This is a genomic window from Arthrobacter sp. SlRoot2-15 (assembly GCF_059739345.1).
Genome location: NZ_AP046058.1, coordinates 3,234,342 through 3,249,734, shown reverse-complemented (window position 1 = coordinate 3,249,734; position 15,393 = coordinate 3,234,342). Strand labels below are relative to the sequence as shown.

13 protein-coding genes and 2 tRNA genes are annotated in these 15,393 nt (G+C 69.6%); 3 read left to right on the top strand and 12 right to left on the bottom strand.

Going from position 1 to position 15,393, the window contains the following annotated elements; all coding sequences use genetic code 11:
- Window positions 1–24 precede the first annotated feature (24 nt).
- Window positions 25–1,479 (bottom strand): 3-isopropylmalate dehydratase large subunit, encoded by a 1,455-nt coding sequence (leuC, locus tag AC6I9V_RS15040; RefSeq protein ID WP_497900001.1) that lies wholly within the window; start codon window positions 1,477–1,479, stop codon window positions 25–27.
- 158 nt (window positions 1,480–1,637) lie between these two features.
- Between leuC and AC6I9V_RS15035 the strand changes: the two genes are divergently transcribed.
- Both AC6I9V_RS15035 and AC6I9V_RS15030 read left to right on the top strand, forming a co-directional pair.
- A complete protein-coding gene (locus AC6I9V_RS15035) occupies window positions 1,638–2,357 on the top strand; it encodes an IclR family transcriptional regulator (protein ID WP_138768991.1) in 720 nt (239 codons plus the stop codon).
- A gap of 35 nt (window positions 2,358–2,392) precedes the next feature.
- On the top strand, window positions 2,393–2,938 hold the full coding sequence (locus tag AC6I9V_RS15030) for a DUF1697 domain-containing protein (RefSeq protein WP_497900000.1): 546 nt from the start codon (window positions 2,393–2,395) through the stop codon (window positions 2,936–2,938).
- Between the two features lie 33 nt (window positions 2,939–2,971).
- On the opposite strand, the gene AC6I9V_RS15025 is transcribed toward AC6I9V_RS15030, so the two are convergent.
- The 4 genes from AC6I9V_RS15025 to AC6I9V_RS15010 all read right to left on the bottom strand — a co-directional run bounded on the left by AC6I9V_RS15025 (window position 2,972) and on the right by AC6I9V_RS15010 (window position 6,759).
- Window positions 2,972–4,594 (bottom strand): GTPase, encoded by a 1,623-nt coding sequence (locus AC6I9V_RS15025; protein ID WP_497899999.1) that lies wholly within the window; start codon window positions 4,592–4,594, stop codon window positions 2,972–2,974.
- Window positions 4,591–6,363: a dynamin family protein gene (locus tag AC6I9V_RS15020; protein ID WP_497900326.1), complete on the bottom strand. Its 1,773-nt coding sequence runs from the start codon at window positions 6,361–6,363 to the stop codon at window positions 4,591–4,593. Before AC6I9V_RS15020 ends, AC6I9V_RS15025 begins: the two co-directional genes overlap by 4 nt.
- Before the next feature lie 118 nt (window positions 6,364–6,481).
- Window positions 6,482–6,557: transfer RNA gene (locus AC6I9V_RS15015), tRNA-Glu, on the bottom strand.
- A gap of 130 nt (window positions 6,558–6,687) precedes the next feature.
- A tRNA-Gln gene (locus AC6I9V_RS15010) sits at window positions 6,688–6,759 on the bottom strand.
- A gap of 346 nt (window positions 6,760–7,105) precedes the next feature.
- Between AC6I9V_RS15010 and AC6I9V_RS15005 the strand changes: the two genes are divergently transcribed.
- Window positions 7,106–8,494 (top strand): hypothetical protein, encoded by a 1,389-nt coding sequence (locus tag AC6I9V_RS15005; protein WP_497899998.1) that lies wholly within the window; start codon window positions 7,106–7,108, stop codon window positions 8,492–8,494.
- A gap of 93 nt (window positions 8,495–8,587) precedes the next feature.
- On the opposite strand, the gene AC6I9V_RS15000 is transcribed toward AC6I9V_RS15005, so the two are convergent.
- The 7 genes from AC6I9V_RS15000 to AC6I9V_RS14970 all read right to left on the bottom strand — a co-directional run bounded on the left by AC6I9V_RS15000 (window position 8,588) and on the right by AC6I9V_RS14970 (window position 15,366).
- Entirely contained in the window at window positions 8,588–9,325 is a 738-nt protein-coding gene (locus AC6I9V_RS15000; protein WP_497899997.1) for an HAD family hydrolase, read from the bottom strand.
- The gene (gltX, locus tag AC6I9V_RS14995) at window positions 9,325–10,872 is read right to left on the bottom strand and encodes a glutamate--tRNA ligase (protein WP_497899996.1); all 1,548 of its coding nucleotides are present in this window, start codon (window positions 10,870–10,872) and stop codon (window positions 9,325–9,327) included. Before gltX ends, AC6I9V_RS15000 begins: the two co-directional genes overlap by 1 nt.
- Before the next feature lie 119 nt (window positions 10,873–10,991).
- A complete protein-coding gene (locus AC6I9V_RS14990) occupies window positions 10,992–11,768 on the bottom strand; it encodes a fumarylacetoacetate hydrolase family protein (protein WP_146337260.1) in 777 nt (258 codons plus the stop codon).
- A 10-nt stretch (window positions 11,769–11,778) separates the two neighbouring features.
- Window positions 11,779–12,594: an MBL fold metallo-hydrolase gene (locus tag AC6I9V_RS14985; RefSeq protein ID WP_497899995.1), complete on the bottom strand. Its 816-nt coding sequence runs from the start codon at window positions 12,592–12,594 to the stop codon at window positions 11,779–11,781.
- A complete protein-coding gene (locus AC6I9V_RS14980) occupies window positions 12,591–12,965 on the bottom strand; it encodes a DUF1304 family protein (RefSeq protein WP_497899994.1) in 375 nt (124 codons plus the stop codon). The genes AC6I9V_RS14985 and AC6I9V_RS14980 overlap by 4 nt, the downstream gene beginning before the upstream one ends.
- 120 nt (window positions 12,966–13,085) lie before the next feature.
- Entirely contained in the window at window positions 13,086–14,198 is a 1,113-nt protein-coding gene (locus tag AC6I9V_RS14975) for a branched-chain amino acid aminotransferase (RefSeq protein WP_497899993.1), read from the bottom strand.
- Window positions 14,199–14,313: 115 nt separating this feature from the next.
- Window positions 14,314–15,366, bottom strand: a complete 1,053-nt coding sequence (locus AC6I9V_RS14970; protein WP_497899992.1) for a 3-isopropylmalate dehydrogenase — start codon at window positions 15,364–15,366, stop codon at window positions 14,314–14,316.
- Window positions 15,367–15,393: the final 27 nt, after the last annotated feature.

Sequence of the window (15,393 nt, the reverse complement as noted above, 5' to 3'; positions counted from 1 at the left end):
GGTGGGGACCGGTGCAGGCGGACGCTATGCGGTGCCGGCGCGGTGGCCGGCGGACGCGGGCTCGGATTCCAGGTCCGACGGCGAGCTCAGCGTCCCGCGCACCGCCGTCGCCGCGGCGACGACGGGCGAGACCAGGTGGGTGCGGCCGCCCTTGCCCTGCCGGCCCTCGAAGTTGCGGTTGGACGTGGAGGCGCAGCGCTCCCCCACCTCCAGCTGGTCCGGGTTCATGCCCAGGCACATCGAGCAGCCTGCGAACCGCCATTCGGCGCCGAAGTCCGTAAAGACTTTGTCCAGGCCCTCGGCCTCGGCTTCGAGCCGGACGCGCGCGGAGCCGGGGACCACAAGCATCCGGATGTCCGGGTCCTTGGTGCGGCCGCGGATGATGTCCGCGGCGGCCCGGAGGTCCTCCATCCGGGAGTTGGTGCAGGAGCCGAGGAACACTGTGTCGACCCGGATGTCCTTCATCGGTGTGCCGGGCTCGAGTCCCATGTACTGCAGGGCACGTTCGGCGGCGGCTTTGGCGTTCTCGTCGCCGAAGTCCGCCGGGGAGGGCACCTTGGCGGACAGCGACACGCCCTGGCCGGGGTTGGTCCCCCACGTCACGAACGGTTCCAGGGTGTCGGCGTCGAGGTCCACCTCGGCGTCGAAGACGGCGCCGTCGTCGGTGCGCAGGGTGTTCCAGTATTCGACGGCGGCGTCCCAGTCGGCGCCCTGGGGCGCGTGCGGGCGGCCGTGCATGTAATCGTAGGTGGTCTGGTCAGGGGCGACCAGGCCGGCCCGGGCGCCGGCCTCGATGGACATGTTGCAGATGGTCATCCGGGCCTCCATGGAGAGCGCCCGGATCGCGGAGCCGCGGTACTCGAGGACGTAGCCCTGGCCGCCGCCGGTGCCGATCTTGGCAATCACGGCCAGGATGATGTCCTTGGCCGAGACGCCGGGGCGCAACGTGCCCTCGACATTGATGGCCATGGTCTTGAACGGCTTCAGCGAGAGCGTCTGGGTGGCCATCACGTGCTCCACCTCGGAAGTGCCGATGCCCATCGCGAGCGCGCCGAAGGCGCCGTGCGTGGAGGTGTGCGAGTCGCCGCACACCACGGTCATGCCCGGCTGGGTCAGTCCCAGCTGCGGGCCGACCACGTGCACGATCCCCTGCTCGGCGTCGCCAAGGGAGTGCAGGCGGACGCCGAACTCCTTGCAGTTGTCGCGCAGGGTCTCGATCTGGGTCCGGCTGGTGAGGTCCGCGATTGGCTTGTCGATGGCCAGCGTGGGAGTGTTGTGGTCCTCCGTGGCGATGGTGAGGTCCGGCCGGCGCAGCTTCCGGCCGGCGAGCCGCAGGCCCTCGAAAGCCTGCGGGGAGGTCACCTCATGCACCAGGTGGAGGTCGATGAAAAGGAGGTCCGGCTGGGCGTTGGCGCCTTCGCCGTCCCCCTTGCGCACCACGTGCGCGTCCCAGACTTTCTCGGCCAATGTCTTTGCCACGGCCTGCTCCCTTCACTGCTTTTTCGCCGCGTGTGTAACTTCGCCGCCGTGCTTGGTCCCGCTCCCGCGGGTTGATGCTCTCCACTGAATCAGCCCAACCGCCGGATGCGCCAGCGCAATGATTTGCATCTCAGATATTGAGACGGCAATATCATTACATGGACAATTCTAGTGGCGTCGGTGTCATCGATAAAGCGGCCCATGTGCTTGACGCACTCGAGGCCGGACCCACCACCCTGGCGCAGCTCGTGGCCGCGACCGGCCTGGCCCGGCCTACCGTGCACCGCCTCGCCCTGGCGCTTGTCCACCACCGCCTCGTCAGCCGCGACATCCAGGGCCGCTTTGTCCTCGGCAGCCGGCTGGTGGAACTTGCCTCGGCCGCCGGTGAGGACCGGCTGATCGCCACCGCCGGGCCCGTCCTGATGCAACTGCGCGACGCCACCGGCGAAAGCGCCCAGATCTTCCGCCGCCAGGGCGACTGGCGCGTCTGCGTGGCGTCCGCCGAACGGCCCATCGGCCTGCGGGACACCATCCCGGTCGGCACCCAGCTGTCCATGAAGGCCGGATCCGCCGCCCAGGTGCTGCTGGCCTGGGAGGACCACGACCGCCTGCTGGAGGGCCTCCAGGCGGCCCGCTTTACGCCCACCGTCCTGGCCGGGGTACGACGCCGGGGCTGGGCCCAGAGCCTCGGCGAGCGTGAGCCCGGGGTCGCCTCGGTGTCGGCGCCCGTCCGCGGGCCTTCCGGCCGGGTGATCGCCGCCGTCTCCATCTCCGGGCCGATTGAACGACTGACCCGCCAGCCGGGCCGCCTGCACGCCGAGGTGGTCTGCAACGCCGCGCGCGTCCTGACCGAGGCGCTGCGCAAGACCAACGACTGACCCCGGCCGGCGATCCGCGGCGCTAGGCTTTGCCCATGAACAGCTACGCGGTCTTCCTGCGCGGGGTCAACGTGGGCGGCATCAACATCAAGATGGCCGACCTCAAAGCGGCCCTGAAATCACGCCCGTTCTCAGCCGTGGCAACGCTGCTCGCCAGCGGCAACGTGGTGCTCTCCAGTGAACTTCCGGCCGCCGGCGTGAAGACCGAGTTCGAGGCCTGCCTGCGCGAAACATTCGGCTACGACGCCTGGGTGGTGGTGCTGAGCGCGGCCCAGGTGGCGGCGCTGGTGGAGGCCTGCCCCTACCCCGCGGATGACAAGGCCACACACAGCTACGTCACGCTGTCCTCGGATCCGGAGATCCTTACCGAGCTGTACGACGCCGGCCGGGCCCTGGACGGAGTGGAGCTGGCCCGGCTGGCGCCCGAAGCCGTGGCCTGGCTGGCCCCGTCCGGCGGCACCCTCGAGAGCCCGTTCAGCAAACTCTCCGCCAAGGCCCGCTACAAGGCCAGCACCACCACCCGTAACCTGCGGACCATGATCAAGGTCCGCGACGCCGCCGTGCCGCCGGGCGCAGGCTAGCCGCGGCGCTCCGCGACGGGCCTCAGCCCGCGGCTAACCTCGGCCCGCGGCGGACTTCAGTGCGGCGTTGAAGGACCGGAGGCGGCTGACCTCCAGCTCCACGGGGGCGACCACGAGGTCCTCCGCGACGGCGGCAACCGAGGCGCGCAGCCGCCTGCCGGCCGCCGCCGCGCGGGCACGCGCCGCGGCGCCGGCAATGAATCTTGCCGCGACGGCCAGCACGATGCCCAGCAGCACGCCTCCGGCCACCAGGACTGTCGGGACGGGCCAGCCCTGCACCCGCGGGACTTCCGGAACCGGCAGCTGGAAGTACGCCAGGGCCGCCAGCACCCCGAGCCAGCCGAGACCGCCGAGTGCGGTGAGCAGGCCCAGCCACTGGACGGCGTTGAAGGCGGTCCACCACCAGGAGCCGCGGCCTGCTTTGAGGTCCGTGCCGGCGATAGCCTGGTCCAGGGCGTCGGGGAGCCGCTCCCGGCCTTCCCGGGCCGCCCCGCGGATGACCGCCCGCCAGGGCCCCGGGGCGCCGTCGGAGGCGGCGTCGGCAAACTGCCGCACGGCGGCGTCGGTGCGGGCCCGCTCCGGGGCTCCTGCGGGCGGCAGCGAGGTCCGGTTCAACTCCGGCTTCTCCCCGGACCGGCGCAGGTTCAGCCGCCGCAGCGGGTCCGGCCGGAACCGGACCAGCCAGCGGGTCACGGGCCAGCCGGTGCGGCGGGTGGCTTCCTGCCGGTAGGAGCGGGCCACGGCGTCGACCACCAGCGGCACGTTCGCGGCCACGGCCAGCTCGCCGGCCAGCCGGTCCCGGGTTCCGGCCTTCACGCCGGCAGCCTCCCCGGCGCCCGAGGCTTCGGTGAGACGTTGCGCGGCCCGGTCCACGTCCGCCGCGAGACGCTGTGAGAGCGCCAGCCGCTGCATGGCGACCTGCCGGATCGCGGCCCGGACCTTGTCCACGCCGGTGCCAACGACGGCCGAGGCGCCCAGCACCTGAACCTTGCCCAGCCCGTCCCGCGCCAGAATGGCCTTGAGGGACTCCAGCACCGGACGGATCTCATGCTCGGGCAGCCGGTCCACCTGGTTGAGCACCACCAGCGTCACCGCCGCGTGCGAGGCGAGCGGGGCCAGGAAGTCATTGTGAACCGCGGCGTCGGCGTATTTCTGCGGGTCCAGCACCCAGACCAGCACGTCCACGAGCCCCACCATGCGCTGGACGATCTCCCGGTTTTCCGAACGGGTCGAGTCAAAGTCGGGCAGGTCCAGCAGGATCAGCCCGGTGGCCTCATCGGCGAACCCGGGCACGGCGTCGGCGTGGTGCCGGTTGCGGACCTCGAGCCAGTCCAGCAGGGCTTCGCTGCCGTCCGCGCCCCAGATACCGGCAAGGGGTTCGGAGGTCGTGGGGCGCCGGGCGGCCGCCGTGGCGATCTCGGCCCCGCTGACGGCATTGAAGAGCGAGGACTTGCCGCTTCCAGTCGCGCCGAAGAAGCCCACCACGGTGTGCTCCGCCGAGAGCGAGCGGCGTGAACTCGCCCGTTCCAGGACGTCGAGCACCTCGTCCAGGGTCGCCTCGGGCAGGGCGCCGGCGGCCAGTTGCCGGGCCTCGTCCAAGGCTTCCAACCGGCGGTGCAGCTGCGAGGCCTGCCGGGCGGCGCCGTGGCGGTTCATGCAGCGCCTGCCAGACGGCCGAGGGCTTCTGCCTGTTCCGCGAGGGCTGCCGGCGGAACCGCACCGGGGGCGTCCAGCCGGTCCAGGAAGCGCCGGCTTTCGGCCTGGAGGAGGCGCTGGCAGCGGGCCTGCAGGTCGTCTCGAGCGGTCTTGGCCAGTCGGCGCACGGCGTCTTCGCCGAAGACTGCTTCGAGCACGCGCTGGCCGACGACGGCGGTGCCGCCGGCCACGCCGATCTCGAGGCCGGTCAGGCCCGCGGTCATGGAGAAGACAACGATCATCAGCGCCGCGCCGAGGCCGTTGATGCCAAAGGAAAGCCAGCGCGCCTGGCTGCGCTTGCCTTGGCCTTCGGTGCGGATCAGTTCCATCAGGCTGCCCTGCCAGGCCCTGATCTCGGCGGCAACGGCGTCGGCGAAGCCTTCGCTGGTGCCCGAGAGGTCGTCGGTGCCGAGCAGCTGCCGGCCGGCCGGGTCCGACCGCCAGCGCCGGTCTGCCTCTTCGGCGGCGTTGGCTGCCTCGTCGAGGATGACCGCCTGCAGGCCGGTCTCAATTGCTGTCTCCACGCGCACGGCCGGGGTGGGCTCTCCACGGAAGAAAGCACCCATCCGGTCCCGCAACCTGCCGATGTTCTGCTCCATGACGCGGAAGAATTCGCCGGTGCCCACAAAGTCCTGCCAGCGGGCCAGGACTTCGCCGCGGAGCAGGGCGCCGTCCCGGGTGGCGTCGAGGATCCTGCCCACGGCGTCCTCGTAGGCGTTGCCGGCGTCGCTGCCCAGCCGTCCGGCCGCGCGGTGCTGGGCGCGGACGGCTTCCGCTACCGCATCCACCCGCCCGCCGAGGGCCTTGACCGTGCCGTTGAGCGTCCGGCGGGCGATCGCCGCGCGGCCGGCGGCATCGGCGGCGAGTTCCCGGAGCCAGTTCCGCAGCGGGGCGACGGCGTCGGCGGGCAGCATACCCATCGCATCCAGTGCCACCTCGGGAACCACAAACAGCCGGGCGGAGCCCAGGCCCTCGCGGCCGAGCATGGAGCGAAGATCGGCGCTGACCTCCTCTTCGGCGGCCTGCGGCACCCGGTCCAGCACCACGGCCACCATGATGTCGCGGGAGGCTGCGTCGAGCAGCAGGCGCCAGGGCACGGCGTCGGCGTAGCGGTTGGCGGTGGTGACGAAGACCCACAGGTCAGCGGCGGCGAGGAGTTGTCCCGCGAGCCTGCGGTTGTCATCGGAGATGGAGTCCACGTCGGGGGCATCGAGCAGCGCGATGCCCGGCGGCACGGCCGGGTCGGCGGCGAGCACCAGCGAGGTGATGGCGGCGGCGTCCGGGGCGGGGCCGGCCTGGTTGGCGGGCAGCGGCGCGGCGACCACGGTGCCGCGGATCCGGCTCAGGTTCGGCAACACCCGCTGGTCCTCGAACCAGGCAGCGTCGCCGGGGTGGTGCAGCAGGATGGGCTGCCGGGTGGTGGGCCGGATCGCTCCGGCCCGGGTGACCGCATGCCCCACGAGCCCGTTGACGAGCGTGGATTTGCCCGCTCCGGTGGACCCGCCGACGACGGCGAGCAGCGGGGCATCCAGGCTGCGGTAGCGGGGCAGGATGTAGTCATCCAGCTGGGCCAGGGCCTGGCGGATGTCCAGCCGGGCGGCCTCGGCGCCGGGCAGGGCCAGCGGCAGCGACACCGCGGACAGCTCCTTCCGCACTGCCTCGAGCAGTTCGACGGCAGCGCCCTGGCGTGCGGCTTGGGACTGTTGCCCGGTCGGGCCGGCGCTTTCCATGGAGCTCACAGCATCATCATGCCAGTTGGACCGGCCCGCGCCGGTGCGCCCGCAGCCCCCGACGTGCGGTGGCGGGCAAACAAAAACGGCCCCGGGCTGATGCCCGGGACCGTCCTTTTGGTGACCCCAGCGGGATTCGAACCCGCGTTACCGCCGTGAGAGGGCAGCGTACTAGGCCGCTATACGATGGGGCCTTGTACTTTCCAAACAGCATTTCTGCCGTTCAGGCCAAGTCAGTATTTCATAAACTCGGCATGTGTTCCAAATCGGCGCGGCCGGCTCGGAACCCCTGATCCGTCGCGGAAATCCGCGGTTTTTTCAGAGCTGGGATACCAGGACTCGAACCTAGAATGACGGTACCAGAAACCGTAGTGTTGCCAATTACACCATATCCCAATGGAACTTTCGGGCCGGTTTCGCAGGTCCAAACCCGCGCTCCCAGCGCCTCAGCACGAGTAATTACTTTACCCGAGACTTTTGTCCGGCACAAATCGGGCCCGCCCCGCCAGCCCCAGCGGCCCCACCGCCAGCCGCGGGGACCTAAATATCCAGGGTTATCCCAAAAAAACCCTTGCCAATCCGGCGCCGCTAAGTTTACGCTCGGTAAGTTACCAATGAGTAACAACTCCTCCCCCACCCAGTTGAGGGCGGAGCAACGTCTATTTTCAGATGTTAGCTGCATCACAATTTGGGGGGCCGGCAGCAGAGCCGTTGCCGGCGAGATCGTCGAGAGGAACAACCTGTGTCACAGAGTCGTGCCGCCATCGCCCCGACCCGCACCCGTGCTCAACAGATCGCCATCGCCGTCCTGGCCCTGCTGCTGATTGCGCTGCTGGGGTTCTACACCCTGGTTACCGGAAGGATCACAGACGGTTCCGCGAAGCTCAACGACGGCGCCGGGCAGGCCGCAACCGGTGCCCAGCAACTGAAGGACGGCGCAGGCAAGCTCGCCACCGGCGCAGGCCAGGCCGATACCGGCGCGGGCAAGCTCTCGGAAGGTGCCGAGAAGGTCCGCGCCGGCATCGCCGGCAAACTCGCCCCGGGCGCAGAACAGCTCCAGGAAGGCGCCAGCCAGCTCGCCGAGGGTTCGGTGAAGATTGAAACGGATGTCAACAATAAGCTGACCCCCGCCGTGTACAAGGTGGACGACGGCGCCCAAAAGCTCGCCGCGGGGGCCGTTCAGCTCTCCGCCGCCCTTACCCCCACCGCCGCGGGCAACGCCGAAAACAACCTGGCCGACGGCGCCACCCAGCTAGATGCCGGGGCGGCCCGGCTGGAGGCCGGCACCGGCCAGCTGGCGGCCGGCACCGACCAGCTGAAGGGCTACCGCGGGGCGAACAATGACCCTGCGGCCGGCACCGGAACGGCTGCGCTCGCCCAGGCCATGGAGCAGCTGTACGCGGCCGCCAACGATCCCCTCCAGGGGGCCGTGCCGCTTGCCGTGGTCAAAGACAAGATCGCGAAGATCCTCGCCGGTGCCCAGCGACTGGATGCCGGGGCGTCCCAGCTCCAGGCTGGTACGGGCCAGCTCAACGCCGGGGCCGGCCAGCTCCACGCCGGCACCGGCAAGCTCACTGCGGGGTTCGCCACTCTGGCAGCCAAGCTCAACAGCCGCGATCCCAACAGCCCGGGTGTGGTCATGGGCACCGCGCTGCTAGCCGACGGTACGTCCAAAATTCGGGTCGGCATGGACGGTGTTCCTGGCGACCCCGAGCACCCCGGTCTGCTCAAGGCGACCGCCAGACTGGCCGATGGCAGCTCGCGCCTCGCCGACGGCACACTGGCCCTGAACGCCGGCATCAAGGGCGACCCCGCTGATCCGGCCAACCCCGGACTGCTCAACGGTTCCACGGCCCTGGCATCCGGCGCAACACAGCTCTCAGAGGGCAACACCAAACTGGCTTCCGGCTCATCGCAGCTGTCCGCCGGGGCCGACAAACTGGCCGACGGCAACGCCAGGATTGCCGCGGGCACCGGCACGCTGTACACCAGCGCGGCGGCCGTCTCGCCGTCGAACATGGTCAAGGCCGACGTCGCGGTGGCCCTGGGCCTCGTGGCACTCCTTGCCCTCGGCGCCGTCGGAGGGTACCTGGCCCTGCGGAACCGGCGGCTGGCAGAGAAGACGGCCTAGCCACCGGCAAGCAGCACCAGAAACGGCCCTGCCGGCGGAACCTTCTCCGCCGGCAGGGCCGATTGTTGTGGACCGGCTGTGGCCGCTCCGGGGTCAGGCCAGCAGGTCCAGCAGCGAGACGACCTCGCGGCCGGCGAAGCCGGGGGCGGGCTCGCCGCCGCGGTTCAGCCAGACGCCCAGCAGGCCGGCCGCCGTCGAACCTTCCGCGTCGAGCAGGCGGTTGTCGCCGACGTACAGCGTTTCGCCGGGGTCGGTGCCGAGCCGGCGCACGCCTTCAAGGTAGATAGCGGGATCCGGCTTGGGCACGCCGACCGTGTCCGTGCCGACCAGGACGCCGACGCGGCGCAGCCCCGCGGCGTCGAGCTTCACCCGCTGGTAGTCGTGCACATTGTTGCTGACGGCGCCGTAGGGGACGCCGGCGTCGTCCAGGGCGTCCAGCAGCGGAGCCACGTCGTCGAACGCGCGGATGTAACTGTGCTGGAGGCTGGCGTAGGAGCTGACCCAGTGGTGGGCCTGTTCGCCCTCCGCCAGTTCGACGCCGAAGTGCCCCAGCGCGGCCCGGCCGCGCAGCAGGCGCTGTTCGTTGAAGCTCAGTTCACCGGCCAGGTAGCGGTCGTAGAAGTGGGTCGTCTCGCGCGTGAAGATCCGCCCGAACCGCTCCCAGCCCGCCTCGTCAAGGCCCGGCAGGAGGTGCTCGCTGACGCCGCGCAGCGCCGACGTCATCGCGAACTCGAGGTCCACCAGGGTGTCGTCGATGTCGAACAGCACCCCGCGGATGCCGTCGAGCCCGGAGGCAAGGACACCGCCGCCGGAGCCGGCCCCGCCGTTCATCAGCCGCGGAACGCGCGCAGCCGGGCCAGGGATGAATCCTTGCCCAGGATGACCATGGATTCGAACAGCGGCGGGGAGATCCGGCGGCCCGAGACGGCCGTGCGGACGGGCCCGAAAGCCAGCCGCGGCTTCACGCCGAGGCCTTCGACGAGGGCCTCCTTCAGGGCAGCCTGGATGTTCTCGGCGGTCCAGTCGGCGACAGGCTCGAGCGCGGCCAATGCAGCGTCGAGCACCTCGGTGAGGTTCTCCGGCAGGCCCTTGCGGGCGTCGTCGGCGACGTCGATCGCGTCGTCGGCCTTGAACAGGAAGGCGAGCATCTCCGGGGCTTCGCCGAGGAGCGAAATGCGCTCCTGGATCAGCGGCGCCGCCTCGGCGAGGATCTCCTCCTCGCGGGGGGTGAGGCTCTCCCCCACCAGGCCGGCGGCCTGCAGGTAGGGCACCAGCCGGCCGCGGAAGTCCTCCGGGGCCAGCATGCGGATGTGCGTGCCGTTGATCGCCTCGGCCTTTTTGATGTCGAAGCGGGCCGGGTTGGCGAGGACATCGTTGACGTCGAAGTTCTCGATCAGCTGGGCCACCGTGAAGATGTCCTCGTCGGCGGAGAGGCTCCAGCCCAGCAGGGACAGGTAGTTCAGCAGGCCCTCGGGGATGAAGCCGCGGTCCCGGAGCAGGAAAAGGTTGGACTGCGGGTCGCGCTTGGAGAGCTTCTTGTTGCCCTCCCCCATGACGTACGGCAGGTGGCCGAACACCGGCAGGTAGCTGGCGACGCCGATGTCCATCAGCGCCCGGATGAGCACCACCTGGCGGGGCGTGGAGGACAGCAGGTCCTCGCCGCGCAGCACGTGCGTAATGCCCATCAGCGCATCGTCGACCGGGTTGACCAGGGTGTAGAGCGGCGAGCCGTCGGCGCGGACAATCACATAGTCGGGGATGCTGCCGGCCTTGAAGGTGATCTCGCCGCGGACCATGTCGGTGAAGGTGACGTCCTCGTCCGGCATCCGGACGCGCAGCACCGGCTGGCGGCCTTCTGCTTTGAAGGCGCCCAGTTGCTCGTCGGTGAGATCGCGGTCGAAGTTGTCGTAACCGAGCTTGGGGTCGCGGCCGGCGGCGCGGTGGCGGGCCTCGACTTCCTCCGGGGAGGAGTAGCACTCGTAGGCGTAGCCGGCCTCCAGGAGCTTGGCGACGACGTCCTTATAGAGGTCCAGGCGCTGCGACTGGCGGTAGGGCTCGTGCGGGCCGCCCACTTCGACGCCTTCTTCCCAGCTGATGCCGAGCCACTTGAGGGCCTCGAGCAGCTGCTGGTAGCTCTCCTCCGAGTCGCGCGCCGCGTCGGTGTCTTCGATGCGGAAGACGAAGGTGCCCTTGGTGTGCTTGGCGTGGGCCCAGTTGAAGAGTGCCGTACGGATCAGGCCGACGTGCGGGGTGCCGGTCGGCGACGGGCAGAACCGGACCCGGACCGGGGTTTCGGCGGTGACTTCACGGGTGGCTTCACGGGTCAGTTCCGTGGTGGCAGTGCTGGAGACGGCGTCGGGCGCGGTGGGAGTAGTCATAGTGGTACCAACTTTACCGCGTGCCCGGCGCCGGATTCCGCTACAAAAATGGACAGCGGCACCGTGGATCCACGGTGCGGCTGTCCGAAACCGGCGCGGTTTCTTACGCCGCGGAGACGTTAGCGGCGGACCACCGGGTTGGAGAGGCGTCCAATGCCCTCGATCTCGACCTCAAAGCGGTCACCGGCCTGGACCAGACCGACGCCGGCCGGGGTACCGGTCATGATCACGTCGCCGGGGAGCAGCGTAAACGCCTGCGAGACGATGGACACCAGTTCGCGGACGCCGCGGATCATCTGGCTGGTGCTGCCGTCCTGGCGGAGCTCGCCGTTTAGCCGGCCCTGGATCTGCAGGTCCTCGGTGTCCAGCTCGGTCTCGATCCAGGGCCCCAGCGGCGCCGAGGTGTCGAAGCCCTTGGCGCGGGCCCACTGCAGGTCCGTTTTCTGCACGTCCCGGGCGGTGAGGTCGTTGCCGCAGGTGTAGCCGAAGACGACGTCGTCGACGCGTTCTTCCGGGACGTCCTTGCAGATCCGGCCGATCACAACGCACAGCTCGGCTTCGAAGGAGACCTCCTCGGAAAATTCCGGCAGGATGATCGGATCGTTGGGTCCGATCACCGAGGTGTTGGGCTTGAGGAAGAGCAGCGGCTGCGCCGGCACCTCGTTGCCGAGCTCGTGGGCGTGCTCCACGAAGTTGCGGCCCACGCCGATGACCTTGCTGCGCGGGATGATCGGCGCGAGGAGGCGGACATCCTCCAGCTTGTGCTTGACGGCGGTCCGTTCCACACCGTGGAAGAAGGGGTCGCCGTTGATGACAGTGATTTCCTCACTGCCGGGCTGGCCCTCAACAATGCCGTACATGGGATCAGAATCGACTACAAACCGGGCGATACGCATGGTTCCAAGCCTACCGTCCGCGCAGGTACTCCAGCTGCGCAGCGACGGACAGTTCCGCCGCGGGCCGGACGGCGGGGTCGACGGCGGCGTAAACGGCGTTCGCGACCTCCTGCACACCGGCTTCCGCGCCGAGCTCGGCGAGGGCAGCGCGGATCTGGCCAAGGCGGTCCTGCCGGTGGTCCCGGTAGGCCCGCACAATGCTGTCCAGGGCCGGAAGCATGGGCCCGTGGGCGGGCAGGACCGTGGCCGGGCCGAGGCTCTCCAGCCGGTCCAGCGAGTCGAGGTAATCCCCCAGCGTGCCGTCCGGGTAGTCCAGGACGGTGGTGCCGACGCCCAGAATGGTGTCGCCGGTGAGGACGGCTCCGTGGGCACCGTCCTCCGGAAGGTGGAAGCAGACTGAGTCGGAGGTGTGCCCCGGCGTCGCCAGCACCCGGATCTCCACGCCGGCGGCGTGCAGCACCTCGCCCTCCTGGAGCGGCCCTGCGCCATGGCAGTGCGCGGGATCCGCGGCGCGGACGGGAGCACCCGTGAGCTCGGAGAACCGTGCAGCGGCCGCGGTGTGGTCGGCATGGCGGTGCGTGATAAGGATCAGCTCCACGGCGCCGTATTCGGTCAGCTCGCGCAGATGCTCCTCGTCGAGCGGTCCTGGATCCACGACGACGACGTTCGGCGAGCCTGGGGCGGCGACCACATAGGAGTTGGTGCCGTGCAGGCTCATCGGGCCGGGGTTCGGAGCCAGGCGGACACGCGTCAGCTCGGTGCTGCGGACCAGGGAGCGGGCATCGTCGGGAATCACCCTTCCATCTTCCCACCGCGGGGCCTTCATAGGAGCAGGAGGGCAACAATCACTGCCGGCAGCAGTGCCTCGGCGATGGCGCTGGCCCAGAGCCGCCGCTCCGAAAGGACCAGGATGACGCCGAGGATCACGTGGCCGGCAGCGGTGAAGAGCAGCAACGCACGCCCGGCCGCGGGCTCGGCCCCCGTCAGCATAAGCGCTCCCACGATTGCGCCGACGCCCCAAATCATGTTGTAGAAGCCGAGGTTGAAGGTCCACATCTGAACGGCCGGCACGTCTTCCGGTTTGATCAGAAACAGTCGGTAGAAGCGCTGGTCGCGGTAGAAAAAGGATTCCAGGATTCCGACGGCGATCAGCACGACTCCGAAGACAACGCCCAGTACCTGCAGCAGCCCAGTCATGGAACCAGTGTCGCCCCGGCGGCGGCAACGGGACAGGGCCTTCCGGACCCCGCGGCGCGCGCCAGCGACGACGGCGGCCCGCACCGGAGGGTGAGGGCCGCCGGCGAGGATCAGCGCAGGCTACGCGAGACGGGTCAGCCAGCCGTGGGTGTCCTCGACTGTGCCGGTCTGGATGCCGAGGAGCTGTTCGCGGATGGCCATGGTGGTCTCCCCCGCCGTGGCGTCCTCGGAACCGATGAATTCGGTGTTGTCCTTGAGGACGCCGATCGGGGTGATCACGGCGGCGGTGCCGCAGGCGAAGACCTCGGCGATCTCACCGGCCGCGACGCCGTCGCGCCACTCATCGAGGGTGATCTTGCGTTCGGTCACTTCGCGGCCCATATCGCGGGCCACCTGGATCACGGAGGAGCGGGTGACACCCTCCAGGATGGTGCCGGAGAGCGCCGGGGTGACCAGCGAGCCGTCCTTCATCACGAAGAAGACGTTCATTCCGCCGAGTTCTTCGACAGCGTTGTCGTTGAACTGGTCCAGGAACAGGACCTGCTTGCAGCCGTGGGCCTCGGCCTCCTGCTGGGCGATCAGCGAGGCTGCATAGTTGCCGCCGCACTTGGCCGCGCCGGTGCCGCCGCGTCCCGCGCGGGCGTATTCGCGGGAGATCCAGATCGATACCGGCTTCAGCTCGCCGCCGAAGTAATTGCCGGCCGGGGAGGCGATGACGCGGAACGAGACCTCGCGGGCTGCCCGGACACCCAGGAACGCCTCGGTGGCGATCATAAAGGGGCGCAGGTAGAGGGCTTCCCCGTCGCAGGCGGGGACCCAGTCCCGGTCCACGGAGACGAGTTCGCGGATGGCCGCCAGGAAGTATTCCTCCGGAAGCTCCGGGAGGGCGAGCCGGCGAGCGGACTTGTTCAGGCGGGCCGCGTTGGCCTCGGGCCGGAAAGTCCAGATCGAGCCATCTGCGTGGCGGTAGGCCTTGAGGCCTTCAAAGATTTCCTGGCCGTAGTGGAGCACGGCAGCGGAGGGATCCAGCATGATGGGACCGTAGGGTTCGATCCGCGCGTCGTGCCAGCCGCCCTTGCCCTCGGCATCGACGCTGTAGTCGACGATCGCGGTGTGGTCGGTGAAATAGTCGCCGAATCCCGGGTTGGCCAGGATGGCTTCACGCTCTTGCGCGGACTTCGGGGTCGCCGAGAGCCGCTGGGTGAATTCGACGCCATGGGCAGTCTGGGTCATGGTTCCTCCACGGTCGGCTGCCTGGCGTGTGAACGTGGTTCATCCTCGGGCCACGGCAGCATATTGGTGATTCGAAAACAAGCTTACGCCCGGGGCGGTAGTGCCGTGGCGGCTGCTAGAGGGCGGCGGCGATGGCGTCGCCGATCGTGGCGGTGCTGCGGAAGCTGCCGTCCCTGGCTTCGACGTCCGCGGCGACGGCCGCCTCGACCTTCCGGGCCGCCGCGGAGTAGCCCAGGTGGTCCAGCAGGAGCGCGGCGGACAGGATGGCGGCGCTTGGGTCCGCCTTCTGCTGGCCGGCGATGTCCGGGGCCGAGCCGTGGACCGGTTCGAACATCGACGGCGCGGTGCGGTCCATGTTGATGTTGCCCGACGCGGCCAGGCCGATGCCGCCGGTGACGGCGGCGGCGAGGTCCGTGAGGATGTCGCCAAAGAGGTTGTCGGTGACGATGACGTCAAAGCGCGCCGGGTCGGTCACCATAAAGATCGTGGCCGCATCGACGTGCAGGTAGTCGTGGGTGACCTCGGGGAACTCCTGGGCCACGGCCTCCACGGTGCGCTTCCAGAGGTGCCCGGCGAAGACTAGGACGTTGTGCTTGTGCACCAGCGTCAGTTTCTTGCGGGGCCGGTCGTTGGCGCGGCGGAACGCGTCCCGCACCACGCGCTCCACGCCGTGGGCGGTGTTCAGCGAGACCTCGGTCGCCACCTCGTGCGGCGTTCCGGCGCGCAGGGTGCCGCCGTTGCCCACGTAGGGCCCTTCGGTGCCCTCGCGGACCACAATGAAGTCGACCTCGCCGGGGTTCGCCAGCGGGCTGCCGACGCCGGCATAGAGTTTCGAGGGCCGCAGGTTGACGAAGTGGTCAAGGCTGAAACGCAGCTTGAGCAGCAGTTCGCGTTCGATGATGCCGGAGGGGATGCGGGTGTCATCGGGGGCGGCGCCCACCGCGCCGAACAAGATGGCGTCGCGGGTGCGCAGGTCGGCCAGCGTGTGCTCGGGCAGGGTCTCCCCCGTGGCCAGCCAGTGCGCGGCCCCGAGCTCGTAGTGCGTCTGCTGCAGCACGATGCCCTCGGCGGCGGCAGCCTTCTCGAGGACCTTCAGTGCTTCGGCGGTGACCTCGGGGCCGATGCCGTCACCGGGAATGACGGCCAAATCAATGGTGGATGCGCTCATGATTTCAGCGTAGCCAAGCCATCCGCA